Genomic DNA, 24179 nt, shown 5'->3' on the forward strand with positions numbered 1-24179 from the left:
TGAGGCAGTCACGATCGCGTACCGAGCGGCCTCTCAAAGGTGAGGAGCCATGGCACAGCCAGATCCCGGGCCCCGGAAGGCCGGCGCGGCACCGGGCGCCGCGGCCCGGCCGGGCTGGGTCTGGTGGCTGTGCACCGGGCTCATCCTGGTGGCCGCCGGCGTGGTCGCGCTCTCCCGGCGTCGCGAGCTCGTCGAGGCGTACCACCTGATCACCCGGGTGCGCCTGCCCGGCCTGGTGGCCGCCGTGGCACTCGAATCGATGTCCGTCCTGTGCTTCGCCGCCGTGCCGCACTGGCTGCTGCAGACGGGCGGTTCCCGGTGGAGCATGCGCAGAATGGCATGCACCACCATGGCCGGCAATGCGATGGCGGGCGCCCTGCCGGGTGGTGCGGCGTTCTCGGCCGCCTGGATGTTCCGGTACTTGTCCCGCCGAGGCGCGGGACAAGCACTCGCGGCCGCTGTTCTGGTGACCGCGGGCGCACTGTCAGTCTTCAGCCTCTTCCTGCTGCTGGTGACGGGTGTGCTCGTGGCAGGCCCGAGCGGCCCCGACGTCTACGTTCGTCCCGTGGTCGGTGCCCTGGTGCTGGCCCTCGCGTTCGGTCTGGTGATCCTCGGCCTGTCCCGGTTCGCCGGCTTCCGCCGTGTGCTGCGACGTGCCTGGGCCTCTACGGGGCGGCACTCCAGGCGAGTCGTGAACGCCGAGGACGCTCTGATCCGGCTGACGGAGCAAGTCCGCGAAGTGCAGCCCCGGTTGCTGCCCTGGCTGCGACCGTTCGCCTTCGCCGTTCTCAACTGGGTGCTCGATGCGGCATGTCTGGCTGCCGGGATGTGGGCGCTCGGTATCGGCGTGCCCTGGCACGGACTGCTCTTCGCCTACGCACTGACACAGATCGCGAGCACCTTGCGCCTGACTCCCGGGAACCTGGTCATCACCGAGGCGACCCTGTCCGTGCTGCTCGCCGTCTACGGCCTGCAGCCCGGCCAGGCGATCGCCGCCACGTTCTTCTACCGCATCATCGGCTTCTGGGCCTTGCAGCCAGTCGGCTGGGCATGCTGGACGGGCCTCACACTTGAGGCCTCCCTCGCGGACCGGAAGCGCAGATCGCGGGCTCGGTGGCTGCGCCGAGGCGCGGCTGGGTTCACTCGCCGCGCAGGACGACTTTCAGGGCCCCCGAGGCGGTACCGCCTGCGAAAACCTCGTAGGCGTCTTCCATCCTGTCGAGGCCGAAGGTGTGGGTGACCAACCCGGAGACGGGCAGGCGCCCGAACCTCATGAGCTCCAGCAGCCACGCCGTGGAGGACGTGTCCACCTGACCCGTACTGATCGTCAGGTTCTTGCGCCACAGCGATTCGAGATGCAGCGTCACCGGCCCGCCTTGCGCGCCGATGTTGGCGACGTGCCCTCCCGCGCGGACGGCGCGCGTGCACAGGACGAAGCCGTCCGGATCACCCGACGCCTCGATGGCCACATCGGCGCCCGGTCCCTCGGCCAGCTCGGCGATCATGGCCCCCGGCGATTCGGCGGCGTCGGCTCCCACACGGACCGCGTTCTCCAGCCGGGGTCCGGCCAGATCCACCACGATGACGCGGCGGGGTGAGTAGAGCCGGGCGACGATCACCGTGGCAAGACCGACAGGGCCCGCGCCCACCACGACGACGATGTCTCCGGGGCACACATGTCCGTTGCGTACCCCGACTTCGTAGGCGGTCGGGAGCAGCTCGGCGAGCAGCACCGCGTCGTCGAGCGGGAGGTCGGACGGGCGTCGGGTGGTGGAGTGGTCGGCGAAGGGCACCCGCACGAACTCGGCCTGGGCCCCGTTGATGAGACTCCCCAGAATCCATCCGCCGCCTCCGCCGCACTGTCCGTACATGGCGTCACGGCACGCCCTGCAGTCACCGCACGCGGAGACGGACGACACGATCACCTGATCCCCCGGGCGCAGATGACGCACTTCGTCACCGACCTCCACGACCTCGCCGACGGCCTCGTGGCCGAGGACGGTCCCCGGCTTCACCTCGGGGAGGTCTCCCCGCAGGATGCGCAGATCGCTGCCGCAGATGGTCGTCGCGTCGACGCGCACGATCGCGTCGGTGGCCTCCTCGACCACAGGGTCCGGGACGGTGTCCCAGGAGATCTGTGCCGGGCCGTGATAGACAAGCGCTCGCACGGGTCATCACTCCCTCGCTCCCCCACCTTCACGGTCACCCCCGCACGGCTCCCGGGCAACCTGCCAGGTCGGAGTCGGCCGGCCTTCCGGACGAGTCGTTGCATGGCGGTGGCTTCCGTCTCGTACGAAGCTGGGCATGACGGTGAACGAGTCCGACCGAGTGCTGGTCCGGGCGTCGCCTGCATCCCGCACGAGAGGAGACCGGGGCGGTGACGATACCCCTGGTGGTCGGCGTCGACGGCTCCGAGGCGAGCCTGGAGGCGGTCGACTGGGCCGCCCAAGAGGCGGTCCGGCACGGCGTGCCGCTCCACCTCCTGCACGCGGCGGGCGGGGAGCACGAGGCGTCTCGAGTGATCAGCACTGCCACCGCACGTGCCAGGAAGAGCTCTCCCGCGGTACGGATCTCTTCCGACGTGTCGCCCGAGGACGCGGCCACGGCCCTGGTCGGCGTCGGGCGCAACGCCTTCGCGCTCGTGCTGGGGTCCCGCGGGCTCGGAGACCTCGCCGGCTTGCTCCTGGGCTCGGTGAGTCTCGCGGTGGCGGCACGGGCCGACTGCCCGGTCGTGGTGGTCCGCGGCGCGGCCGAGCACCGCGAGGCCCGGTTCGGGAGCATCGTCGTGGGTGTGAAGGAGGAGAAGAGCAGCGGCACGGCCATGCACTTCGCGTTCCGCGAGGCCCAGGCGCGGCGCTGCCGGCTGGTCGCGGTACACGCCTGGAGCGCTCCGTCCGGTGCGTGTACGACCGCTCAAGCCCCGTCGTGGCCGCTGGAGGCCCACCAGCGCCCACCAGCGCAGGTACTCGACGACGCACTGCGCACCTCGGCCCAACAGTACGGCGACGCCCAGGTGATCCGACAGGTGATCGAAGGACCGGCTCGCCAGGCCCTGCTGGAGGCCGCGTCAGTGGCCGATCTGCTGATCGTGGGCGCCCGCCGGCGGCTCGGGCACCCGGGACTGCAACTGGGCCTGATCAATCATGCGGTACTGCATCACGCACCATGCCCGGTCGCTGTCGTACCCCAGATGTGACGGCCGCCTTGGGGCCGGACGCCGGTCGAGCAGGGAACCTGACGCGATATACGGGGCACGGGTGCGACCCGGCCGAGTACGCGTCAGCCATCCGTGCGCCATTCGATGCGGCCGGCGACCGAGACGACGCCGTCGACGCCACGGCACAGCTGTTCGATGACGGGGATCAGGCTCCTGTACTCCACGGTTCCGCCGAGAGTGACCCGTCCGTCGCGCACCTCGACCGTCACGTCCCTCGGATCGAGCCCCAAGGTGCGCCGCAGCACGTCCCCGGTGATCTCCTCGCGGATGGCGTCGTCGCGGCGCAGGAAGACCCGCAGCAGATCGCCGCGGCTGACGATGCCCAGGAGCCGGTCCGCCTCGTCCACCACGGGCAGCCGCTTGACGTTCTGGGTCTCCATGAGACGGGCGGCCTCGACCACACTCCACTCCGGACGCGCGCATACGGCGGGAGCCGACATGAGTTCCTCGGCACGGGAACCCTCGGCCTTGGCCCGCTCCCACGCCTCCAGGTTCGGCATGGGGGTCCTGCCCGACGGGTCGGCCTGATCGGCGCTCTTGCGCAGCAGATCGGCCTCGGACACCACCCCCATGGGGCGGTCCAGATCGTCCACGACGGGCACGGCGGTGACGTCGTTCTCCGCCAGCAGCCTGACGAGTTCCTTGAACGGCGTGTCGCGCCGCGCCCGGACGACGTCCCGGGTCATGAGCTCCTCGACCGTTCGGTGGTGCATGGTGCCTCCCGGATGCGGGCCGTCCACCTCGCGGATTCAGGGCTCACGCCCCCCATGCGGCGGTATGTCCCGCGTGGCAGGTTGGATACAGCACCATTCTGAGGAGAGGACGGCGATCATGCGAGCGCACCTCGGCGACCAGCTCGTCATCGAGAGTCCGACGACCGGCGCCGCCAGGCGCGACGGCGAGATCGTCGGCCTTCACCACCAGGACGGAACACCTCCCTACGACGTGCGCTGGTCGGACACGGACGAGGTCACCCTCGTATTCCCCGGGCCCGACGCACACATCCGCCACCTTGAGCAGGCAGAGCCCAGGACCACGGGCGAGCCACAACCGGACGCGGGCGAGGAGCAGATCGTGTCCGTGGTCGCCCCGCCCACCGAGGCGGCCAGCCCTGGCGACATCGGACGGCGCGTGGCCGTCGAGCGCCGGAGACTCGGGCTCAGCAGGGAGGAGACAGCCGGCCGCGCCCGGATGTCGCCCGGCTACCTCGCGTACCTGGAGGAACGGCCCGCGGACCCGACCATGGCGACTCTCATCAGGCTGGCCGACGCACTGGGCACCTCGGCCACCGCCCTGCGCGGCGGCGGCATCGACCTCCCACCGGGCCAGGGACACGCACTGCTCCACCCTCGGCTGCGGGATCTCAGCCCGGAGGAATGCCGCGCCCTGCTCTCGACGCACGGCGTGGGGCGCGTCGCGGTGTCGGACTCCGACGGGCGCCCGGCGGTCGTCCCGGTCAATTACGAGGTCGTCGACGACGCGATCGCCTTCCGGACCGCGCCCGGCTCCGTGACCGCGGCGGCCGCGGGCAAGGAGGTCGCCTTCGAGGTCGACCATGTGGACGATGCCTTGAGCCAGGGCTGGAGCGTGCTCGCCGTCGGCCCCGCGAGCGTCGTGACGGAACCCGACGCGGTACGCAGGCTCACCCAGCATGCCCACACCGCGCCGTGGGCGGGCGGTGAGCGCGAGATGTGGGTGTCGATCCGGCCCATGAGCCTCACGGGCCGTCGCATCACTTCGGCCGGGCAGTAGGGCGACCCCGGGCGGCGAAGCGCCGACCGGTCTCTCCGGCGAGCGCGGCCGGCATGTCGCAGGGGTTCGCGGACCGTGCGACGGTATTCGCAGGGGGTCTCTCTGCAGCCCGACGGAGCAGCCCGACGGAGAAGGCGGTGGCGAGGATGGAACTCCCGCTGGTCGTGGGCGTCGACGGATCGGACTCCAGTCTGCTGGCGGTCGACTGGGCGGTGGACGAGGCGGCTCGTCACGGGCTGCCGCTGCGCCTGGTCCACGCCTCCCTGTGGGAGCGCTATGAGGCGCTCCAGCCTTCCTTCGGCACCGGCCGCCCCGCCGAGGAGGTCATGGCGCAGCACATCGTCGCCTCCTGTGTGGAACGTGCCCGGCTTCGCAACCCCGAGGTCAAGGCGTCGGGCGAGGTACTGGCCGATGACGCCGTCTCCGCGCTGCTGCGGGCGGGACCCGAGGCGTTCGCCTTGGTCACCGGCGTTCGTGGGCGTGGTGAGATCGCCGGACTGCTGCTGGGTTCTGTCAGCCTCGCGGTGGCGGCCCGCGCCGTGTGCCCGGTCGTCGTGGTCCGTGGCGCGGAGCGCAACCGCCAGGGGGCGCTCGGGCGGGTCGTGGTGGGGGTCGGGGATCCGAGCGGCAGCGCGGGCGCCGTACGGTTCGCCGTGCGCGAGGCGGAGGCGCGTGGGTGCGACCTGACCGCCGTACGAGCCTGGCGCACCCCGGTCAGCGAGCCCGTGGACCACATGCTGATCGCCGATGACGCCGCCCGGCTGCGCGAGGAGCGGGCCTCGGCCGGGCTCGACGAGGCACTGCGCGACGCCGTACGGGAACACCCCCGGGTCCATGTCCTTCGCCAGGCGGTCGAGGGCCCCGCCCGCCGGGTCCTGCTGGACGCGACGGCCGAGGCCGACCTGATCGTCGTCGGCGCTCTTCGCCGGCACGGTCGCTTCGGTCTGCAGCTCGGCAGGGTCGCCCACACCCTGCTTCACCACTCGGCATGCCCGGTCGCCGTCGTTCCCCAGCCGGTCTGAGGCCGACCGTGCGGCCCTGAGCCTGCACGGCCTCCGGAGCAGAGGGACGGGTGGCGGATGTCGGAGTGGACTTGGGAGTGGACGGGCTACGACCCCGCTGCCGAGCGGCTGCGTGAATCGCTCTGCACGCTCGGCAACGGCTACTTCGCCACGCGGGGCGCGCTGCCGGAATGCCGGGCCGGTCTGGTGCACTGCCCCGGCACTTACGCCGCCGGGTGCTACAACCGCCTGGAGTCGACCGTGGCAGGTCGGCACGTGGTGAACGAGGACCTGGTCAACCTCCCGAACTGGCTGCTGCTCCGCTTCCGTCTGCGCCGCGCCGAGGGCGACTGGGGCCCGTGGTTCTCCCCCCACCCGCACACGCTCCAGGACCACCGGCACACCCTGGATCTGCGCCGCGCCACGCTCACCCGGACCTTCCGCCACGGCAACGACGAGGCGGGCGTACTCGGCGTCGAGCAGACCCGTCTGGTGCACATGGGCGATCCCCACCTGGCCGCGCTGCGGACGCTCTTCACGGCCGAGGACTGGTCGGGGGAGATCGAGATCGAGAGCTGCCTCGACGGGGAGGTGATCAACGGAAACGTGCACCGTTACCGCGCACTCAACCGTCGCCATGTAACGCAGGTGCGGACCGGGACGCATGAGCCACACACGGTCTGGCTGACCTGCCGGACCAGCACATCCGACATCGCCGTCGCCATGGCCGGCCGAACGACGGTCGTCGCCGACCGGGCTCCGGCCGCCTCGGAGCTTCGTCCGGCCCGCCACCGTGCCGTCCACCGCCTGGTCGTCCCGATCGCGCCCGGCCGGCCCGTCGCCGTGGAGAAGACCATCGCGCTGCACACCTCACGGGACACGGCGATCAGCGACCCGCTCGGCGAAGCGATCGACCGCGTGTCCACAGCGGCGGACTTCCCGAGCCTGCTGGACTCCCACGCCGCCGCATGGGAGCGGCTGTGGCGACGCACCGACATCCAGGTGCCGGGAGAGGCCGGCCGCATCCTGCGCTTCCACCTCTTCCACGTTCTGCAGACGCTGTCCCCGCACACCGCGGACCTGGACGTGGGCGTGCCCGCACGAGGCCTGCACGGCGAGGCCTACCGGGGTCATGTCTTCTGGGACGAGCTCTTCGTCCTGCCGTATCTCAATCTGCACGTCCCGGATGTCTCCCGAGCGCTACTCGACTACCGCTACCGGCGCCTCCCACGCGCCCGCAGAGCCGCGGCGGCGGCCGGCCGGACCGGGGCGATGTATCCGTGGCAGAGCGGCAGCGACGGCCGTGAGGAGTCCCAGGAGTGGCATCTCAATCCCGCCTCCGGCCGCTGGCTGCCGGATCACTCATGGCTCCAGCACCACGTGGGCTCGGCGATCGCCTACAACGTGTGGCAGTACTGCGAGGCCACCGGTGACACGGAGTACCTGTACACCAAGGGCGCGGAGATGCTGCTGCAGATCGCCCGTTTCTGGGCGGACCTCGCCGACTTCGACCCCGACGCGGGCCGCTACCGGATCCGCGGGGTCGTCGGCCCCGACGAGTATCACGACAGCTACCCGGATTCCGCCCTGCCGGGGCTCGACGACAACGCGTACACCAATGTCACCGCCGCCTGGGTCCTGACCCGCACCCTGGAACTCCTGCGGCGCCTTCCCGCGTGGCGCCGCGAGGAACTGTTCCAGCGAACCGGCCTGGACGCCGACGAACCGCCCCGGTGGGAAGAGGTCTCCCGTCGCTTGCGGGTGCCGTTCCACCAGGGCGTCATCAGCCAGTTCGAGGGCTACGACGACCTCGCCGAACTCGACTGGGACGCCTACCGTGCGCGCTACGGCACCATCCGGCGCCTGGACCGCATCCTGGAGGCCGAGGGCGACACGGTCAACCGCTACAAGGCGTCCAAACAGGCCGACGTCCTCATGCTCGGATACCTGTTCTCACCCGCCGAGCTCCGGCAGTTGTTCGTACGCCTGGGATACGACCTCGACGACGACGTCTGGCGCAGCACCGTGGACTACTACCTGCGGCGCACCAGCCACGGCTCCACGCTCAGCGAACTCGTCCACGGCCTGGTCCTGGCCAGAGCCAGACGGGCCGAGGCATGGCAGTACGTCCATGAGGCCCTGGAGGCGGACATCGCCGACATCCAAGGCGGCACCACCGGCGAAGGCATCCACCTGGGAGCCATGGCCGGGACCCTCGACCTGGTCCAGCGCGGCCTGACCGGGCTGGAGACACGCGAGGACGCCCTGTGGCTGGACCCGGTCCCCCTCCCCGCGCTCTCCGAATACGGATTCACGATCCACTACCGCGGCCACTGGGGTGTCGGTATACGACGCCGGAGCGGGCACCTGGAGATCAACGTGCCCGACTCGGAGCAGTCACCGATCCGCGTGGTGCTGGCCGACCGCGCGGTGACCATCTCGCCCGGGGAGACGTGCACGCTCGTGCTGCCGGAGACCTGACGCTACGACAACCCACATGCCCCCTTGTGGTCGCTGGTCGAGCCGTTGCCACCAGAGCCAGGGCCGAAGCTGGTGGCGGGCCGGCCTCGGGGTGCCGGACCGGCAGGCCCCGCGCCATCACCCGGCTGCAGCAGCGGCAGTTCGCCCAATTCGGCGGGGACGACCTTGACCGCGGCGCCCTCCTGGACGAACCTCACCCGGCCGTCACCGACCTCGTACACCAGGCACCGGTTGACCCGGTAGGTGCCGCCCTTCGCCTCCACCCAGGGCAGCATGCGCAGCAGCCACCGTGAGCTGATGCCCTGCATCTGTGGCACGGTCTTGGTGATGGTCGCCAGGTTGCGGGCGGCGGCGATCCCGAGACTGAGCTGCGCCCGGGCCGCTGCGTGGTCGGGCTGCTCCGGTTGCGACATCCTGGTCCCTTCCCTAGGGGTGCCTGCATCAAGAAGGAGCCCGTGACGGGCCGGCCGACCCGGCTTCTCTGGCCGACCGGACGGTTGTTATGCCCGCTGTTTCGTGATGACCATCTTCCGAGCGGGCTGATCCTGTGTGGGGCACGCGCCTTGAGGACCGGGGCCAAGTGCGACGCGTCGGAGGCGATCCGCAGCGCCTCGTCGATGACGGCATTCCGGCAAGCCGTGAGCTCGCCGCGATGGGCGTCGCGGAAACGGGTGAGGTGTTCGACCTTCGACCCACAACCGGCTTCGTAGGTGGGTGGGGGGAAGACTGGAAGATCGCTTGCCGGAAGGCGACGGGACGCGCGGCGAACTCCTGAGGTGGCGCAGGAGCGAGAGCGACATCGCCGGGCCGGTCCACACCCGGATGCCATCGTTGCACCCGGATCAGGGTCGGAACCCAAGGCAGCTTCAGGCCGAGCTACTGCTCACGCCACCGCTGTACTCCAGGACTGGTGAGTGGCGGCATCTCCAGCTTTCGGTACGTGGAGTGGTATTTCGGCACCATCGAGGGCTGGTTGTCGCGGGTGCACCCTCGGATGTCTCAGGTTCACGCCCGGGCGTCGGTGGTCTTCACTGATCACAGAACACAGCAGCTCGAACTCACGGGGGTACACATGCACAGCAGGAAGCGCATCCTTGCAGCCGGCCTGGCCACCGCGATCTCCGCGGCGGCTCTCACCGTCGCCGGTGTGGCGGTGCCGGCGCAGGCAGCCCCTGCCCAGGGGACCGTCGACTGCGACGGCTGGGTGCACAACAACGATTCGGACGTCGGCATCGCGGGCTGCCAGAACAACACCGACCACGCCGTCACGTTCCGTGCCGAGATCGTCTGCGGCTGGGCCCCGGACGTCTCCGGCAACTGGGTGACGCTGAACCCGGGAGAGTACGGCGAGTCCACGGGCTCCTGCGCGTTCTACAGCACCGGTGTCGGCAGCGTGGGCTGGACCATCCAGTGACGCATGGCTGTTCAGGTGCCGCCAGTCAACACCACGCGTTGTAAACCGGCATGAACGACGTCGCATCGTTCCACAGCTCGCCGATCATGGCGGCGTAGCCCATTTGCGCCGGCAGAGCTTCGCAGGTGTCCAGGATGGCCGCTCCCGGACATCGCCCATTCGTACGGTAGTGCGTCGGCTTCGCGCGGGGTGGTGGCCGGGCATCAGAGCTGAGCACCCTCGGCGGAGTCGGTCGTACGTGAGAGCGTCTCCCACGCGCGGATGTCCTCGTCCACGACGGATCGGGTGAACAACTCGTCGTAGTCGTCGAGGGACCGCGCAGCGCGTGTCATGGACCGTCCGGCCCAGTCGGTGCGGAAGGGGCCGGGCTCGATCGCTGTGACGTGGATCCCGAATGATGTGCGGCGATCGTCAGTTTCGCGTTTGACGGTCATCCCGACGTCGTAGCGGGCGCCCCCCGTATGGGGGAGAACGTCATCCCGGGTGCTGATGTGCGGGCATCTCCGCCTGAGCACGATGGGACGCATGCTGAAGATCGACACGCTGCCCAACGTTCCACGCTGGGCAGCCCTCGGCGCCCACATCGTGCCCCTCGTCACCCTGCCGTCCGGCCTGTGGCGGATCGCCCAGGTTGCCGGGCTCCCGGTGGCCGAGCAGTTCGGCCGGAACGGACGCGAGGTGGTGGTGGCGGTCTTGCTGACCTTGATAACCGAAGGCCTCGCCCTGCTCACCCTCGGACTGGTGCGGCCTTGGGGCGAGATCGCACCCCGCTGGCTCCCGCTCATCGGCGGACGGCGAGTGCATACGCTCGCGGCGGTGATACCAGCCCTGCTCGGGGTAGCGGCGCTGTGCACGATAGGGGGCTGGTTCACCTGTAGCCAGGCGGCAGGCCTGATTGAGCGTGTCACACAGACGCCAACCCAACAGGTGCTCCTCGTGGTTTGCTACTCTCCGTTGCTGGCCTGGGCGCCTCTCCTGGCGGCCACGACGGTCGCGTACTACCGGCGCAGGACGATGCCGTGTCATGACCGGCTTGAAGGCACGGACTGACGTCGATTCCCGCCATGCGTTGCCGATTCGTGGCGCGAACGGCTTCAAAACCGTTGTCAGATGCGGGAGACCACTGAGCGGCCGGCCGAGGTGATCGGGCACGCGATGTCGGCGGTCACAGGTGCGTGGCCTCGTTGCGGAAGCGCAGACTGCCGTCGGCGTAGGGCTGCGCCTGCCAGCAGTGTCCGGTGCCGTCGTTCTTGCTGTTCGGGTCTTCGCAGTTGAACAGCACGGTGTGGGTGCCGGGCCCGGCGTGGTCGCTCTCGAAGACGTCCATGCACCGGCCGCTCATCCCTGAGCCGGGCGGCACCGGAGCACCGACACGTTCCGGACAATCACCCGGAAACGGCACCGACTTCGCCGAAGCATCAACGAATCCGCAGGTCCGATCGCAGATCACGGAGATGCGAGACCGGATCGCGATCCCGCCTGAGGCGATCGCCCAAGCCATCGCGTTCGTCATCGAGCAGCCTGCAACCGTCGCCGTGAACGAGATCGTCGTCCGGCCCACGGCCCAGAACTGAACCCTCTCAAAAGATGGGCGGTGCAGCACACCCGTGCGGACGTGGACGCGTCGGAGCGTGCGGTCACCCAACTGCCCAAGGTGGTCCACAGCCACTCTCCCCCGATGACACCGCCTGACGCTGCCGCCCGGCCTTGGGTTGCGGCCCCCAGTGCAGGGCCGACCGCGGCCACGCACGTGGAGACGGTGGGGGCCGCGAGGGCTCTGGGCCGGCGGATCGATCGCGGTTCCGATTCCGCAGCGCGTCAGCGGTGTCCGATGGCAGCGGTGATGAGGTGCCGCACCGCAGCCGCGTACAGGTCCGGGCGCAGTACGGCGAGGACAGCGGCCACCGCGGCTACGGTCAGCCACCACAACTCCCCGCGGCCGTGCGGCAGACGGCTCACCGCACCAGCTCCGCGGCCCTCGTGGCCTGGCCGAGCAGCCACTCCAGCGGCCCGCGCCGGAAGAAGCGGGCCCAGAGCGTCGCGAACACGGTGACGGCGGCGATGAAGCCGAGGAGGACGTGCGGCGGGGAGCCGGGCAGTTCCTCGATGCCGAGGAACTGGATGCCGACGACATGGAAGACGTACGCGGTCAGGGACATCGACCCGACCGCGATGACCGGGCGGGCGAGGCGTTGGACGCGCGGGACGGCGTCGACCGCGGCGAGGCAGGCCGCCAGGACCGCGATCGCCACGCCGGTGTTGGCCAAGATCGAGAGGGTCGTCTCACTGTGCGGCGAGGCCACCAGAAGCCCGGCCGGGGTGCTGCCGTCGGGGTAGCCCCAGGTGTCGGACCACCAGGCGGAGGCGGCTGATCCTCCCTCGCTCCGACCGCCGGCACTCAACTCCGACAGCGCGCCGGGGACCATGTGCAGGGCCAGCCAGGAACCGCCGTGGCCGAGCACGGCGAGACCGATGCCGGTGAGCGCGAGGCGTACGCGGACGGCGGTGGCGGCCAGGTCGAGGCGGGCCACCGCCATTCCGGCGATGACGAAGGGGATCCAGGTCAGGGCCGGATAGCTGCCCGTGAAGAGGAGCGAGACGATGCCGTCGGCGTCCGCGGGCCAGGTCCACACGCCGTCGGCGCCGTCGGCGGGGAGCGCGTGCTGGATGACGTACAGGAGCTGCGGCAGGACCAGAGCACTGGCTGCGGCGATGACGGCCAGCGGGCGGGCGCCGAGCCGGTACAGCGGCAGGACGAGCAGGAAGTACAGGCCGTAGAAGGCGAGGATCACCTCGACCGGGGTGCCGCACATGGTCAGCGCGGTGCCCAGCGCCAGCAGGACGAGCGCACGGATCACCACCTTGGCGACCGCCTGACGGCCCGCCAGGCCCGTCTTGGGGGTACGGCGGCCGGTGATCAGCAGGATCGAGAAACCGGCCAGGAAGGCGAAGAGGGCCGAGGCGCGGCCGTGCGCCAGTTCCATGAGGTGCCCGGTGACGCCGCCCCGGGACGGGTCGGGGCCGACGTGGGCCGCGTACATCCCGAAGACCGCGAGGCCCCGGGCCAGGTCCACGCCTATCAGGCGGCCGACCGGAACTCGTGGGCTCTCGGGAGCCTTGGACGGGTTGTTCTCCGCTGCCCCCGGCGGGACGCCGACCGGTGCCGTGAGCGCCGTGTCGTCTGCGTTGTGGGTCATGATCTCCAGGCTGGAGATCAGCCCGGGCCAGGAGTATCCGGCGACTGTCCGGTCCTACCCCGCCACCCGGCGGGGTACGAGCCAGACGAGGAGAGACCCGCGGGCGGTGTCGCACGCTACTTGATGACCGCGTTGGCGACCACGACGATCACACCCAGCAGTGCGTCCGCACAGCCGACCGCCAGAGCCGAGCGCCATGCGCGGCCCGATGCGCGGGCGGCGGACAGACCCCAGGCGAAGAGCAGGGCGATGTTGAAACCGAAGGCCACGTACTCGATACCCGCGGAGCACCACCAGCCCCAGCCCGCGCCGAGCAGCATCACCGTCGTGGGCACGGTGGCCATGAGGAGGGGCCATTCGCCGGCCAGCACACGCAGCGCGCCGACGCGGTACGGCGAGACGGCACCAGGCGAGCGGCTGTACGACGCCCGGTGGCTGCTGATCACCGCCGTCGCCTCGGCCCTGGCCCACGGGTACGCATGGGAAGCTTCCTCGGAACTGGGGGTGCCGGGCCGGAGCGGCCGGTCTCCCGGGACAGCCGGTGCGATCCCGACGGCACCATCCCTCACCCTTCCGGAACCACCCGGTCCATGGGTCCCGGGCTCCCCCCGTCCGGCTGGAACCCTCCCCCCGACCGGCGGGAACGTCCCGCCACCCCGCCTCGGACGGCGGGTCCCGGGCTACGGTCGGAACGGTGACATCGACATCGACATCGACGTGCGGCCGCCGGAGCCGTACGCACAGGGACGGCGAGGCGGGACGCACGTGATCCGGGTCATGGTGGTCGACGACGAGGCGCTGGTGCGCTCCGGCTTCAAGCTCGTCCTGAGCGCGGCCGACGACATCGAGGTCGTCGCGACCACGGCCGGCGCGGCTGCGGTCGACACCGTACGGCGGAAAGGTCCCGACGTCGTGCTCCTCGACATCCGGATGCCCGACGTGGATGGGCTGACCGTGCTGCGGCAGTTGCGCGCCCTGCCGGAACCGCCGGTGGTGGCGATGCTGACGACCTTCGACGCCGACGAGTACATCCTCACCGCGCTGCGCTCCGGCGCGGCCGGGTTCCTGCTCAAGGACACCGAGCCCGACCAGCTCGCCCAGCTCGTTCGCACCCTGGCCGCGGGCGGGGTCGTGATGTCACCGAAGGCGTCCCGCGCCGTCTGGCAGAGTCACCCCGGTGCGGAGGTCGTCGACGACGAGGAGGCCACCCGCGTCGGCCGGCTCACCGAGCGCGAGCGCGAGGTGCTCGTGCTGATCGCGCAGGGGCTGTCCAACGCCGAGATCGGTACGCGGATCCATCTCAGCGCGGGCACCGTCAAGGATCACGTCAGCGCGATCCTGACCAAGCTGCGGGTCGGCAGCAGAGTGCAGGCGGCGCTGCTCGCGCAGCGGGCGGGACTGCTCGACGAGGGACAGCGGCGCCCGGAGTCCGGGCGATGACCGCGCCCAGGGCATGGTGGACGCGGGTCCCCGATCCGGTCATCGACGCCATGGTCGTCGCGGTCGCCGTCGGGGACGTACTGCTCAGCCTGGCGGACGCCGGCCCCGTCGCGCAGTCCATGGCCGCCCTCGCCTGCGCCGCGCTCGTCGTACGACGACGCTTTCCGCTTCCGGTGTTCCTGCTCACTCTCCCCGCCAGTCTCATGCTGGACATCGTGTTCGCCCCGTTCGCCGCCCTGTTCACACTGGCCGAACGCTCCCGCAACCGCCGCCTGCTCGTCGTGTGCGCCGTCCTGTTCGCGCTCGCCTCCGCCGCCCCCTGGCCGCTGTACGACCTCACCGCGCACGACCGGACTTGGACCCTGGTCTACTTCTTCTACACGCTCGCCACCGCCGCCGCCCCCGTCCTGCTCGGCCAACTCGTCCAGGCGCGCCGGGACCTGGCCCGCCGGCTCGTCGAGATCGAAGAAGCACGCGAGCACGAACGCCTGCTGCACTCCCAGGCCGTCCTCGCCCGCGAACGCGCCCAGCTCGCCCGCGAGATGCACGACGTCGTCTCCCACCAGGTCAGTCTGATCGCCGTACAGGCCGGCGCGCTCCAAGTCGCCGCTACGGACCCGGACTTCAAAGAGGGCGCCCGCACCATCCGGTCCCTCAGTGTCGGCACCCTCGACGAACTGCGCCACATGGTCACATTGCTACGGGCCTCCGGAGGCCGGGCCACCGAGCTCACCCCGCAACCCACTCTGGCCGACCTGCACAAGCTCGTCACGACCAGCGGCATCGACGCCGAACTGACCGGCGAACTCCCTCCGGAGGTCAGCACCACCGCACAGCGCGCCGTCTACCGCACCGTCCAGGAAGCCCTCACCAACGTCCGCAAACACGCCCCTGGCGCCTCGGCGACCGTGAGGCTCTGGCGCGCCGACGACGGCGCCGCCTTCGGCGTGACCGTCACGAACACACCCCCCACCCGCCCCTCACTCCCTCTCCCCGGTTCCCATCAGGGCCTGATCGGCCTCAGAGAACGCGCCGAACTCCTGGGCGGCACCTTCGAGTCCGGGCCCACCGCCGACGGCGGCTACGAAGTGGCCCTCCGCATCCCGCCCCGCACCGACTGACGGCCGGAACCGTTCCGCTCGGCGCCCGTGCAACGCGCCGCCGGGGCGACTGCTTCCGACTGCGTCGGGCGGCTGCACGGCGCGATACGGTGCCCCTGCGACCGTACGCCGGGCAGCCCTGGGTCGCCGGCACGCGCAGGAGACCAGCCGCTGGATCGAAGAACTGCTGAGGCCGGAACGCCTCCGCCACGCTGACGTTGCTGCTTTGGGTGAAGTCCCACTTGGACACGTATCCGCTCCGGAGCCTACGGGTGGCGCACCGAGGGTGGTTTCGCCCTCTACGACTGCGGCCGACGGCGCTGAGGCGGCGGCGCCCCGAGCCCGGGGACACCTCAAGACACCGCATGCCACGACCATCGTCGGGAACCTGAGCTGTACATCGCGGAAGCCGGCAGGACCCGGTCCCTTTCCTCATTCGTCACACGCGTTTCAGGCACCGGCGATTCGGCCAGTCCGCGTCGCCCGAGGGCGGCCCTGTCCCGGCGGCCAAGCGTTCGCCCCCTTGCGTTTCAAGGGCCCCGGTGCGTCCGGAACCGAGCGCGTTCGAATCCCGTGGCACGTCGTTAAGCCGTGCACCGCCGAGCCATCCAGGTGCGGCAGCGACCTCCGGGAGGGATGCACGTGACGATGACTGACGCCTCGGCCGCGTATGAGGAGACACCTCCGCCTCCGCCCCCGGCGGAGATCCACTACAGCGGCGAGTACTCGATCAATCCGCTCGGCGATGTGTCGTTCACGCACATGTGCGCCCGCCTGCCGTCCGTACTGCACCGCATCTGCCGTATGGCCTGGGCGCTGGATCGCAGGGCGGCGGCACTCCTCGTCGTCTGCCAGCTCGTCACAGGTGCGGCCGCCGCCGTGGGCCTGGCCGCGACCGCCCACGCCATGCAGTCGCTCCTCGGTGCGGGCGCGGTGAGCGACCGGCTCCATCACGCACTGCCCGCGCTGCTCGTCGTGACGAGCACGGCGGCCCTCGGCCGACTGGCCGGTGCCCTCTCCTCCTACGCCGACGGAAGGCTGACCCCGCAGTTGACGACGTGCGCCGACACCGGGCTCGTCGAGGCCGTGTGCCGGGTCGAGTCCGCCGCGTATGCCACGGACGGCTTCGCCGACCGGCAGGAAGCGGCGGAGATGGGTGTGATCCGCACCCATGTGATGGTCAACGACGCGCAACGGTTCGTGTCCGCGCTGATCAGGATGGTGGCCGCGAGCGGGGTGCTTTCGACGCTGCACTGGGCGATGCTGCCGCTGCTGATCCTCGCGGTGCTGCCGGCCGGCGTCGGCGCGGTTCTCTCGGCCCGGGTCGACTACGAGATGCACTACACGAACGTCTCGGACCGTAACGTACGGCACATGATGCGGTGGTGGGCCACCACCCCCAAGCACGGCGACGAGGTCCGCGCCAACGGCATGACCGGCTACCTGCTGTTCTGGTACCGGTCACTGTCGGAGCGCATCGACCGCCGTCTCCTCGCCGCCGCGCCCCGCACCCTGTGGATCACCTTGCTCTCCTCCACGGCCGGCGGGTTCTTCCTCATCCTGACGTGGGCCGCGCTCGCCTGGCTGACGACGACCGGTCGCATCGAGCTGGCCGTCGCCGCGACCGCCGTCGTGGCCGTGCAGACCACGCTGGCCGCACTGTCGCAGGTCGTCATCAACGGGGCGGCGCTGTTCCACACCAGCCTCTACCTCACGGACATGCAGACGTTCCTCGACGACGCCGCCCGACAAGCGCCTCAGCGCGGTGAGTTGACCGTCGCATCCGTGAACGACATTCGTCTCGACGGGGTCGTGTACCAGTACCCGGGCAAGGACCGGCCCGCCGTCGACGGGGTCTCGCTCACCTTGCGGCGCGGCGAGATCGTGGCCATCGTCGGCGAGAACGGCAGCGGCAAGTCCACTCTCCTGCGCCTGATCACCGGCATCTATCTCGCCGACAAGGGGCGCGTGCTGTGGAACGGATCGGACCTCGCCACCGCCGACCAGGACACCGTCTGGGCGCGCACCGGCCTCGTGCCGCAGCTCTTCGCCCAATGGCCCCTTCGCGTACGCGAGAACGTCACCCTCGGCCAGCCCCGCACCCACCACGACGACCCGGTATGGGAGGCGATCGACGCCGTAGGGATGCGTGAGGCAGTCGACGCCCTGCCCAGCGGCATCGAAACCCTGCTCGCACGAGAGGTCTTCGGCGGCGCCGAACTCTCCGGCGGACAGTGGCAGCGGCTGGCCTGCTCTCGCGCGATCTACCGCAAGCCCGAACTGCTCATCCTGGACGAGCCGACGTCCCAGATGGACGCCCGTGGCGAGCACCAGATCTTCGAGAAGATCAAGAGCGGCGCCTCGGACCGCATCACGATCGTCGTCACACACCAGTTGGAGAACTCGAAGGTCGCCGACCGCATCATCGTGATGGAGCACGGCCGGATCACCGAACAGGGCCGATACGACGAACTCGCGGACGCGGGCGGCCTGTTCGCCGACCTTCTCGCCCTGGCGAAGGACAGGTGATGGCCAGTCGCCAGGAGAGCTGAGACCGGTAAGCGCCCTCACACGGCACAGAACAGAATCGAGGCACAAGTGACGGACACCTGGCAGACGATTACCCGCCTCGCCGATCGCCTGGAAGACCATTCCACGCTCCCGCGCGAACAGCGCGTCCTCCTTCAACTGCTCAAGATCCAGGAGGAGGCAGGCGAGGTCGCCGAGGCTGTGATCGGAGCGATGGGGCAGAACCCCCGGAAGGGCTACTCCCACACCTGGGAGGATGTCGAGGCGGAGGTCTGCGACGTCATCGTCACCGGCATGGTCGCGTTGGTCCGCATGAATCCCGACGCCGCCGCCGTATTCGCCCGGCACGTGGAGCGCATCGCCGAGCGGGACCTCAGCGGGGTTACCGAAGGTACCCCTCAGTGAACCGGCCCGCGCGATCGCCCAGGAATCACCTTGGAGGCTTCCGGTGACCACACACGGTCCAACCCGACCCCCATGGGTGAGGACGGATGGCGAAGAGCCCCGCACAAGATTCTTCACCGTCGACGATGAGTCCGGCCGGACCGAGGAACTTGCAAGCCTGCTGGAGACGTTCGCGAACGGCCTGGACATCGCACGCCGGGTGACAGCGCTCACCGACGCGATCAGCAGGGCAGGACTCACAGCAGTGCGCGCCGAATCGATCGGCGCGCATGTGTGGCCGGAGCGGGATCTGCGGCTCAGCCGATGGTGGGCACCAGGAACCTGGCCACGGAACTTCCTGCGAGCCTACGAGCGGCGCATCCTCGACTACTACGTCGTCACGGCCGAACGGCCGCGACAGCGGGACTCCCGTACCGCAAGGCAGCGCCCGACGGCTGGGCTTGGCCGCGTCGCATGACCGCGGCTCGGTCCAGGCCGGCACTCCGGCGGGACGGTGGCCACCACTGGGCCGCGTGGGCCCACGCCCCGGGCCGGGTCCCTTGGCCGGCCCGCGGTGCGCACGCCCGATGGCTCGTCGAGGCCGACCGCACTAACTCTGGTCTTCGCCCTGCAGCCACGCCGGCCACCCCAGCAGCCGGCGCTGGGCCTGAGGGCTGTACGCAGGGGTCCCGCGGGTCTTGCACCCCTCCGGGGGCCGAGGACGTGACTCCAGGAGCTGAATGTCGCCGATGTAGATCGGCGTGGTGCACTGTTCAGGATCGGGCTTGTGAGCGGGAGTTGCCTGGGCGATGCCGGTGGTCAGCAGCAGGCCTCCCAGGACGGCGGTCATGATGGCTCTAGCGGTTCGCGGCATGATCATCCTTTCGTGCGGGACCGGCTTCAGCCGCTCCCGCCAGGAGCATGACGGCCGGGCACGGCACCGTAGGTACCCTCACCGTGCCGACACCGAAGATCCACCCTGATGTCCTACCGGACGGCGGGACGAGGGCAAGAGCCGGCTGAAAGGCACCGGCTCATCGCCCTCAGCAACCGTCCCAGATGCTCCTGAGTGACGGTGACTTGCTACTCCTGGCCGCCTTCCCCGGCGGCGTCCGGTTGGTCGTTCGTCTCGTCGTCCCACGAGGCACCGGGAAGTGCGGTGTCCTGCGGGCCGGAAGGTCGGATCAGCGATGATCGGGTTCTGCACGGTGGGCGCGTCGCACCGCATCGGACATGTGTGCCTCCGACTCGCAGTTGCCGTGAAGTCGCCGGTCGACTCGAATCGGCTGCCGTCAGGAGGTGTTTGCCGTGAAGCCTTGTGTGACCTGGTCGAAGACAGGACGGTAGGCGTCCCACTGCGCCTCGGGAGCCGACAGGTAGATGTCGTATTCGCGGCCGCCCTCGCGGCCGTAGCCGAGGTCGATCGCACGGAAGGAGCGCGCACGTCCCTTGAAGGTGAACTCCCATACGGCCGCGGGCTGCCCACGGAACGTCGTCTGTTGCATCCGCAGTCGGCGGTAAGTGGCGTAGTTGGCCTTGGTGTTGGACTCGATGTCGGCGAAGTGGGCGGAGGGGGTGTGCCCGGCCGGGGCAACGGTCCCGATCGTGACGCCGGCCAGGCCGGACGGGTCTGCGTAGATGACTTCGTCGGCTGCCTGCTTGCGGACCTTCCAGTCGTCCGGCACGGGGAAGGAGACGCCGAGCCGGGCGTCATGGACCAGACGGTAGCCCTTGGGCAGGGTGGAGGTCGCGGGGAACGGTGTTGCGGCCTGGTGGACCCGGTCGGGACCGGGTCTGCCCTGATCCTGCTGCCACACCGCGTAGAACGCCGCGCCCGCGGCTACCGCGAGGGCCGCCGTCACCGCGACGGCGCCTGTGCGCTTCCGCCGCCGCTTCCTGTGGTTACGGCTGGCGGACCGGGTGACCGTGGGAGGTTCCGGCTCCTGCGTGGGCGCGCCGTCGGCTTCGCGTCCGGACGCCGTTCCGCCTCCGCGCCCGTCGTAGCCTCCCGCCGGGTCCGCCGAGGGCGCCACCACTGTCGTCTCGGCAGCTCGTGCCGCCTCCAGTGCGCGTTGCGTCTGTTCCGAGGACGGCCGCTCGTCGGGGTTCTTGGACAGGAGTGCCTCGACGAGGGGCGCCAGCGGTCCGGCCTGTGTCGGGGGATCCAGCGGGTCCACGGCGATGGCGTACGCGGTCTCCATCGCCGTGTCCCGGCGGAACGGTGGCCGGCCCTCCGTGGCCTGGTAGAGCGTCGCGCCCAGCGCCCACAGGTCGCACGCCGGTCCGGGCTGCTGCCCGCGAATCCGTTCCGGGGCCATGTAGTCGATGGAGCCGACCATCTCGCCGGTCTGGGTCAGCGTCGACGCCCCAGTCGTCATGGCGATGCCGAAGTCGGTGAGGACCACGCGGTCCTCGGCGCCGAGGAGCACGTTGCCGGGTTTGACGTCGCGGTGCAGCACACCGGCGGAGTGTGCGGCCCGCAGAGCGGCGATCATGCTGAGACCGATACGGGCGGCCTCCGCGGGCGGGACGGTTCCGCCGCCCTTCAGGAGGTCACCGAGCGTACTGCCGGGGACGTACTCCATGACGATGCAGGGCCGCCCGTCGTCGTCCACGACGTCGTGGACGACGATCACGTTGGGGTGGGTGATACGGGCGGCGCTGCGCGCCTCACGCCGGGTGCGTTCGTACAGCGTGGTGACCTCGTCGGCGGACAGGTGAGGCTGTACGTGCAGCCGCTTGAGCGCGACCTCGCGGCCGAGCATCTCGTCCATGGCCCGCCATACGGTGCCCATGCCGCCGCGGCCGATCTGCTCCATGAGCCGGTACCGACCGGCGATGAGCCGTGCCTCCACCGTCACCTTGCGCCCTCCACCACCTCTGTCCATGTTCAAAGCGAATTGATCGCTTCGTCACCCTAACCGCTGTCCTTCATTCGCTGGGCAGCGAGCCAGGGTGCGATGCCGTCGGATGCAGGTCCGTTTTCCCCTGCAGGACGGCGATTGCCGGACCGGGGGGATTTTTTCGTGAGCAATGTCACCTTGCAGGCCGCCAGCCGGTACAGGATTCAAGGATTGCCCAGGTCGCAGCCGCCGCGCAGCCGTGCTCCAACTCGTGCCGCTTTCCTGCACGTCGGCCGGGACGCTGATGAACCAGCGCACGCCCGACGAGGCCCGGTTCTGGCTCGCCGGCTGCTGGCGGGCCAGCTGCTCGACGCACTGTGGCCCGTGCTGCCGAGCCTCGCCGACACGCCCCGCGCCCACATCATCAACCAGCGCCCAATGGAGGTGCTGCGCGACCTCGGCGTCGAACAAGACGTCATCGGCCGGGCCACCCCGCAGCACCTGACGGGCGGCACGGCCTTCTGCACCAGCCTGGCCGGCGAGGAAGTCGGCCGGGTCCGCTCCTGGGCAACGACCCGCTGGTACAGGCCGCACACGAGCTCGCGAGCCCGACCCGTATGTGCGACATGCCCCAGCACCTCATGGAGCCGGGCCTCTTCGACGCGGCCGTGGCCCGCGGCACCCGGCTCTGCCTCCAGACCGAGTACCTCCCCCGCGCCCAGGACGCCGACGGCGTCATGGTCACCGTCCGCGACCGGCTGCGCGGGGACACGTAGGGGATCCGCGCCGAGTACCTCATCGGCGCGGACGGCGGCCGCTCGAAGGCCGCCGAGGACACGGACCTGACCCGGTACACCCCGCATCGTCCGTCGACCCTCTAGTGGGTGCTCGCCCCGGGCGCGACGGTCGGCGGCACAGGCGCTGGGCTGGTGCGCTGCGTCCGTCCGTGGCACGAGTGGCTGATCGTGCGGGGGTACGTACGGCGCCGCCGAGGGCGCCCCCGACCTCACCGTCGAGTCCGCCGAGTCCGTCGAGTCCGTCGAGTCCGTCGTCCGCAAACTCGTCGGCGACGACGACATCCCCGTGACCATCAAGTCGTCGTCCGCGTGGACGGTCAACGAGAAGTACACCGAGATGTATGCCAACAGCCGCCCGTCTTCTGCGCCGGTCGCCACCCACCGCCATCCGCCGTCCAACGGCCTCGGCTGCGACACCTCGGTCCAGGACTCGGACAACCTGGCCTGAAAGCTGAAGAAGGTCCTCGACGGGACCGCCGCCCCCGGCTCCTCGGCACATACACCGCCGAGCGCGCCCCGCCCGTGACCCGGAGCTGTACCACCAGCCCCCTGCCGCGCGGGCGCCAAGCTGCCGCACGCCTGGATCACCTCCGGCACCCGCAGGCTCTCCACGCTCGACACGGTCGGCAAGGGCCGATCACCCTGCTGACCGGCATCGGCGGCGACGGCTGAGTGCACGCGGCACAGGCAGAGGAGATCGACATCGCCACCGTGGTCATCAGCCCGGGGCAGGAGTACGAGGATCCGTACGGCGACGGGGGGCTGAGCGAGGTGTCCGACGCGGGTGCCCTGCTGGTGCGGCCCGGCGGCTTCGTCGCCTTCCGGTACGCGGCTGCGGCCCCGGACGTCGGGAAACTGCTGACCGGCGCGGTGCGGCAGATCCTCGGACACGTTTGAGCACGGGACCATGGAGGAAGCCGGTCGCTATGGGCAGCGGGACGCGGGACGGCGTAGACGACGAGGAGCGGGCATGACCACCGGGACCACCGGGACTATTGGGACCACCGGGACGGGAGAGGCTGTCACCGAGGAGGCCGTCGCCAGTCTGCGCGGGGCAGCCGATCCCCGGCTGCGCAAGTTGCTCAGCGGACTGATCCGCCATCTGCATGACTTCGTGCGCGAGACCCGGCTCACCCAGGAAGAGTGGGAGAAGGCCATCGGCTTCCTGACAGCGACCGGGCAGACCTGCACCGACACCCGGCAGGAGTTCATCCTGCTGTCGGACGTCCTCGGTCTGTCCATGCTCGTCGAGACCATGAACGGTGACCGCGCCCCCGGCGCCACCGAGTCGACCGTCCTCGGCCCCTTCCACCTGACCGAGTCGCCCGTACGGCGGCTCGGCGACGACATCGACCTGGTGGGCGGCGGCGAGCCGTGCGTCGTCAGCGGCCAGGTACTGTCCCGGGACGGTACTGCGCTGCCGGGCGCGGTCCTGGACGTCTGGCAGGCGGACGCCGAGGGCTACTACGACGTACAGCAGCCGGACCTCCAGCCCGCGGGCAACGGCCGCGGACTGTTCACCGCCGACGCCGAAGGGCGCTTCTGGTTCCGCACCTGCGTACCGGCCCCGTACCCGATCCCCACCGACGGCCCGGTCGGCGCACTGCTGCGCGCCACCGGCCGGCACCCCTACCGCCCCGCGCACATCCACTTCATCGCCACGGCCGACGGACATACCCCCGTCACCACACACATCTTCGTGGCCGGCAGCGACTACCTGGACTCCGACGCCGTGTTCGCGGTGAAGCAGAGCCTGGTGCAGGAGTTCACGGAGACCGACGATCCGGCGCTGGCCCGGGAGTTCGGCGTCTCGAACCCCTTCCGGCATGCGTGCTTCGACCTCGTCCTGGAGCGTGCGTCATGACATTCTCCGCCGACTTCGTGTACGAGACCCGGCCCGTGCGGGTCGTCTTCCGGCCCGGCGCGTCCGTGAACGCGACCCCGGAGGAGGCCCAACGCCTCGGTCTGCGGCGCCTGTTGGTGGTCTGCGGCAGCCGGGGCGAGGCCACCGCCCGGTCGGTGGC

21 protein-coding genes and 5 pseudogenes are annotated in these 24179 nt (G+C 70.4%); 16 read left to right on the forward strand and 10 right to left on the reverse strand.

The features are described from left to right. The first annotated feature begins 49 nt into the window (after positions 1–49). Entirely contained in the window at positions 50–1240 is a 1191-nt protein-coding gene (locus M878_RS46675) for a lysylphosphatidylglycerol synthase transmembrane domain-containing protein (RefSeq protein WP_063750611.1), read from the forward strand. Here the strand turns inward: M878_RS46675 and M878_RS52260 are convergent. Further along, entirely contained in the window at positions 1140–2168 is a 1029-nt protein-coding gene (locus tag M878_RS52260; protein WP_023544417.1) for an alcohol dehydrogenase catalytic domain-containing protein, read from the reverse strand. The two genes, M878_RS46675 and M878_RS52260, sit on opposite strands and share 101 nt — an antisense overlap. A 209-nt stretch (positions 2169–2377) precedes the next feature. Here M878_RS52260 and M878_RS52265 point away from each other — a divergent pair, with 209 nt between their 5' ends. Beyond that, positions 2378–3196 carry a universal stress protein gene (locus tag M878_RS52265; protein WP_023544418.1) on the forward strand — a complete coding sequence of 273 codons (819 nt, stop codon included), beginning with the start codon at positions 2378–2380 and terminating at the stop codon, positions 3194–3196. A gap of 83 nt (positions 3197–3279) precedes the next feature. Here M878_RS52265 and M878_RS52270 read toward each other — a convergent pair whose 3' ends face one another. Continuing rightward, positions 3280–3930 (reverse strand): CBS domain-containing protein, encoded by a 651-nt coding sequence (locus M878_RS52270; RefSeq protein WP_023544419.1) that lies wholly within the window; start codon positions 3928–3930, stop codon positions 3280–3282. Between the two features lie 118 nt (positions 3931–4048). Here M878_RS52270 and M878_RS52275 point away from each other — a divergent pair, with 118 nt between their 5' ends. From M878_RS52275 to M878_RS52285, 3 genes are all read left to right on the forward strand, one after another. Further along, positions 4049–4969 carry a pyridoxamine 5'-phosphate oxidase family protein gene (locus M878_RS52275; RefSeq protein ID WP_023544420.1) on the forward strand — a complete coding sequence of 307 codons (921 nt, stop codon included), beginning with the start codon at positions 4049–4051 and terminating at the stop codon, positions 4967–4969. Positions 4970–5115: 146 nt separating this feature from the next. Further along, the gene (locus M878_RS52280) at positions 5116–5991 is read left to right on the forward strand and encodes a universal stress protein (protein WP_023544421.1); all 876 of its coding nucleotides are present in this window, start codon (positions 5116–5118) and stop codon (positions 5989–5991) included. Positions 5992–6048: 57 nt separating this feature from the next. Further along, positions 6049–8451 carry a glycoside hydrolase family 65 protein gene (locus M878_RS52285; RefSeq protein ID WP_023544422.1) on the forward strand — a complete coding sequence of 801 codons (2403 nt, stop codon included), beginning with the start codon at positions 6049–6051 and terminating at the stop codon, positions 8449–8451. A gap of 124 nt (positions 8452–8575) precedes the next feature. Here the strand turns inward: M878_RS52285 and M878_RS52290 are convergent. Next, positions 8576–8864: pseudogene (locus M878_RS52290) on the reverse strand (Crp/Fnr family transcriptional regulator); the annotation flags it as partial. Positions 8865–9523: 659 nt separating this feature from the next. On the opposite strand from M878_RS52290, the gene M878_RS46680 reads away from it, so the two are divergent. Further along, a complete protein-coding gene (locus tag M878_RS46680) occupies positions 9524–9865 on the forward strand; it encodes a hypothetical protein (protein ID WP_031223713.1) in 342 nt (113 codons plus the stop codon). Positions 9866–10068: 203 nt separating this feature from the next. On the opposite strand, the pseudogene M878_RS93440 reads toward M878_RS46680, so the two are convergent. Next, positions 10069–10260, reverse strand: a pseudogene (locus M878_RS93440) (short-chain dehydrogenase/reductase); the annotation flags it as partial. 130 nt (positions 10261–10390) lie between these two features. On the opposite strand from M878_RS93440, the gene M878_RS52300 reads away from it, so the two are divergent. Next, positions 10391–10915 carry a hypothetical protein gene (locus tag M878_RS52300; protein ID WP_023544426.1) on the forward strand — a complete coding sequence of 175 codons (525 nt, stop codon included), beginning with the start codon at positions 10391–10393 and terminating at the stop codon, positions 10913–10915. Positions 10916–11030: 115 nt separating this feature from the next. Here M878_RS52300 and M878_RS97245 read toward each other — a convergent pair whose 3' ends face one another. Further along, a complete protein-coding gene (locus M878_RS97245) occupies positions 11031–11192 on the reverse strand; it encodes a hypothetical protein (RefSeq protein WP_023544427.1) in 162 nt (53 codons plus the stop codon). Positions 11193–11250: 58 nt separating this feature from the next. Between M878_RS97245 and M878_RS000000101680 the strand changes: the two are divergent. Further along, a pseudogene (locus M878_RS000000101680) lies at positions 11251–11439 on the forward strand (oxidoreductase); the annotation flags it as partial. A gap of 244 nt (positions 11440–11683) precedes the next feature. On the opposite strand, the gene M878_RS97250 reads toward M878_RS000000101680, so the two are convergent. The 3 genes from M878_RS97250 to M878_RS46685 form a co-directional block, all read right to left on the reverse strand. Then, on the reverse strand, positions 11684–11824 hold the full coding sequence (locus M878_RS97250) for a hypothetical protein (RefSeq protein WP_023544429.1): 141 nt from the start codon (positions 11822–11824) through the stop codon (positions 11684–11686). After that, positions 11821–13062 (reverse strand): DUF418 domain-containing protein, encoded by a 1242-nt coding sequence (locus M878_RS52310; RefSeq protein WP_023544430.1) that lies wholly within the window; start codon positions 13060–13062, stop codon positions 11821–11823. The genes M878_RS97250 and M878_RS52310 overlap by 4 nt, the downstream gene beginning before the upstream one ends. Before the next feature lie 116 nt (positions 13063–13178). Further along, positions 13179–13508: a hypothetical protein gene (locus M878_RS46685; RefSeq protein ID WP_209445486.1), complete on the reverse strand. Its 330-nt coding sequence runs from the start codon at positions 13506–13508 to the stop codon at positions 13179–13181. Between the two features lie 331 nt (positions 13509–13839). Between M878_RS46685 and M878_RS52315 the strand changes: the two genes are divergently transcribed. The 5 genes from M878_RS52315 (at position 13840) to M878_RS52335 (ending at position 18993) form a co-directional block, all read left to right on the forward strand. Beyond that, positions 13840–14502 (forward strand): response regulator, encoded by a 663-nt coding sequence (locus M878_RS52315; RefSeq protein WP_051430181.1) that lies wholly within the window; start codon positions 13840–13842, stop codon positions 14500–14502. After that, positions 14499–15623: a sensor histidine kinase gene (locus M878_RS52320; RefSeq protein WP_023544433.1), complete on the forward strand. Its 1125-nt coding sequence runs from the start codon at positions 14499–14501 to the stop codon at positions 15621–15623. The genes M878_RS52315 and M878_RS52320 overlap by 4 nt, the downstream gene beginning before the upstream one ends. 627 nt (positions 15624–16250) lie before the next feature. Further along, positions 16251–18131 carry an ATP-binding cassette domain-containing protein gene (locus tag M878_RS52325; protein ID WP_031223716.1) on the forward strand — a complete coding sequence of 627 codons (1881 nt, stop codon included), beginning with the start codon at positions 16251–16253 and terminating at the stop codon, positions 18129–18131. A gap of 69 nt (positions 18132–18200) precedes the next feature. Beyond that, a complete protein-coding gene (locus M878_RS52330; protein ID WP_023544435.1) occupies positions 18201–18536 on the forward strand; it encodes a MazG-like family protein in 336 nt (111 codons plus the stop codon). Between the two features lie 76 nt (positions 18537–18612). Further along, positions 18613–18993 carry a hypothetical protein gene (locus M878_RS52335; RefSeq protein ID WP_023544436.1) on the forward strand — a complete coding sequence of 127 codons (381 nt, stop codon included), beginning with the start codon at positions 18613–18615 and terminating at the stop codon, positions 18991–18993. A gap of 132 nt (positions 18994–19125) precedes the next feature. Here the strand turns inward: M878_RS52335 and M878_RS52340 are convergent, their stop codons facing one another. Both M878_RS52340 and M878_RS52345 read right to left on the reverse strand, forming a co-directional pair. After that, on the reverse strand, positions 19126–19389 hold the full coding sequence (locus M878_RS52340; protein WP_158692622.1) for a hypothetical protein: 264 nt from the start codon (positions 19387–19389) through the stop codon (positions 19126–19128). Between the two features lie 418 nt (positions 19390–19807). Next, positions 19808–21403, reverse strand: a complete 1596-nt coding sequence (locus tag M878_RS52345; RefSeq protein WP_031223718.1) for a serine/threonine-protein kinase — start codon at positions 21401–21403, stop codon at positions 19808–19810. Between the two features lie 351 nt (positions 21404–21754). On the opposite strand from M878_RS52345, the pseudogene M878_RS95990 reads away from it, so the two are divergent. From M878_RS95990 to M878_RS000000101685, 3 genes and pseudogenes are all read left to right on the forward strand, one after another. Beyond that, a pseudogene (locus M878_RS95990) lies at positions 21755–23052 on the forward strand (FAD-dependent monooxygenase); the annotation flags it as partial. A gap of 73 nt (positions 23053–23125) precedes the next feature. Further along, positions 23126–24019 carry an intradiol ring-cleavage dioxygenase gene (locus M878_RS52355; protein WP_023544442.1) on the forward strand — a complete coding sequence of 298 codons (894 nt, stop codon included), beginning with the start codon at positions 23126–23128 and terminating at the stop codon, positions 24017–24019. Continuing rightward, positions 24016–24179: pseudogene (locus M878_RS000000101685) on the forward strand (maleylacetate reductase); the annotation flags it as partial. The gene M878_RS52355 and the pseudogene M878_RS000000101685, both read left to right, overlap by 4 nt.

This window comes from Streptomyces roseochromogenus subsp. oscitans DS 12.976 (genome assembly GCF_000497445.1).
Taxonomy (GTDB): domain Bacteria; phylum Actinomycetota; class Actinomycetes; order Streptomycetales; family Streptomycetaceae; genus Streptomyces; species Streptomyces oscitans.

Excerpts from the sequence above, each read along its gene's own strand:
- M878_RS46675 (WP_063750611.1), top strand. The coding sequence starts at position 50 with ATGGCACAGCCAGATCCCGGGCCCCGGAAGGCCGGCGCGGCACCGGGC.
- M878_RS52270 (WP_023544419.1), bottom strand. The coding sequence starts at position 3,930 with ATGCACCACCGAACGGTCGAGGAGCTCATGACCCGGGACGTCGTCCGG.
- M878_RS52275 (WP_023544420.1), top strand. The coding sequence starts at position 4,049 with ATGCGAGCGCACCTCGGCGACCAGCTCGTCATCGAGAGTCCGACGACC.
- M878_RS52280 (WP_023544421.1), top strand. The coding sequence starts at position 5,116 with ATGGAACTCCCGCTGGTCGTGGGCGTCGACGGATCGGACTCCAGTCTG.
- M878_RS52285 (WP_023544422.1), top strand. The coding sequence starts at position 6,049 with ATGTCGGAGTGGACTTGGGAGTGGACGGGCTACGACCCCGCTGCCGAG.
- M878_RS46680 (WP_031223713.1), top strand. The coding sequence starts at position 9,524 with ATGCACAGCAGGAAGCGCATCCTTGCAGCCGGCCTGGCCACCGCGATC.
- M878_RS52300 (WP_023544426.1), top strand. The coding sequence starts at position 10,391 with ATGCTGAAGATCGACACGCTGCCCAACGTTCCACGCTGGGCAGCCCTC.
- M878_RS97245 (WP_023544427.1), bottom strand. The coding sequence starts at position 11,192 with ATGGACGTCTTCGAGAGCGACCACGCCGGGCCCGGCACCCACACCGTG.
- M878_RS52310 (WP_023544430.1), bottom strand. The coding sequence starts at position 13,062 with ATGACCCACAACGCAGACGACACGGCGCTCACGGCACCGGTCGGCGTC.
- M878_RS52315 (WP_051430181.1), top strand. The coding sequence starts at position 13,840 with ATGGTGGTCGACGACGAGGCGCTGGTGCGCTCCGGCTTCAAGCTCGTC.
- M878_RS52320 (WP_023544433.1), top strand. The coding sequence starts at position 14,499 with ATGACCGCGCCCAGGGCATGGTGGACGCGGGTCCCCGATCCGGTCATC.
- M878_RS52325 (WP_031223716.1), top strand. The coding sequence starts at position 16,251 with ATGACTGACGCCTCGGCCGCGTATGAGGAGACACCTCCGCCTCCGCCC.
- M878_RS52340 (WP_158692622.1), bottom strand. The coding sequence starts at position 19,389 with ATGCCGCGAACCGCTAGAGCCATCATGACCGCCGTCCTGGGAGGCCTG.
- M878_RS52345 (WP_031223718.1), bottom strand. The coding sequence starts at position 21,403 with ATGGACAGAGGTGGTGGAGGGCGCAAGGTGACGGTGGAGGCACGGCTC.
- M878_RS52355 (WP_023544442.1), top strand. The coding sequence starts at position 23,126 with ATGACCACCGGGACCACCGGGACTATTGGGACCACCGGGACGGGAGAG.